Annotated in this window: 1 pseudogene; it reads left to right on the forward strand. The window is 43.5% G+C overall.

The annotated features are described in order from the left end of the window. Positions 1–83: 83 nt before the first annotated feature. Positions 84–694 (forward strand): annotated as a pseudogene (locus L2703_RS18895) (IS110-like element ISShfr7 family transposase); the annotation flags it as partial.

A 694-nucleotide genomic window follows, 5' to 3' on the forward strand; every position in this document is an offset into this window, starting at 1 on the left:
GCCTTGATACTCATTGAGCCCCCTCCCTAGCAAGCCGCATCAGCGGTATGCTTAAGGTGACCAAACCAACAGGAGAAAGCTCAATGAGATTTTATAATAACTCACATCCATACTACTGTGGTATCGATTTACATGCACGTTTACTTTACGTCTGTATCATTGATTCTAAAGGGGAAGTTGTAGCCCATAAAAAGATAGGTGCCAGTAAAGATGACTTACTGCTCATTTTGGAACCTTATATCGGCAATGTGATTGTCGGGGTTGAGTGCATGCATTGTTGGTATTGGGTGTCAGACTGGTGTGCTGAACTGGGGATTGATTTTATCTTAGGTCATGCGCTTTATATGAAGGCCATTCACGGTGGTAAAACCAAAAATGATAAAGTCGATTCCTTTAAAATTGCCACACTACTGCGTGGTGGTAACTTCCCCATAGCTTATGATTACCCCAGTGAAATGCGCGCAGCTCGTGATCTACTGCGCCGAAGAATGAAGATTGTCCGTCACGGGGCTATGCTCAAAGGCCATGTGGTTAACACCAACAGCCAATACAATTTACCTGCCACTGAACTTAATCTTAAAAACATCTCTGCAAGACAAAAGCTTCGCGAGCAATATCAAGACCCTATCGTCCAACGCAACATTGATTTAGACATGGCACTACTTGATTGTTATGCAAAGGAACTCGCACAGGT

Origin of the sequence: Shewanella basaltis (genome assembly GCF_023283885.1) — a bacterium.
Lineage (GTDB): Bacteria > Pseudomonadota > Gammaproteobacteria > Enterobacterales > Shewanellaceae > Shewanella > Shewanella basaltis.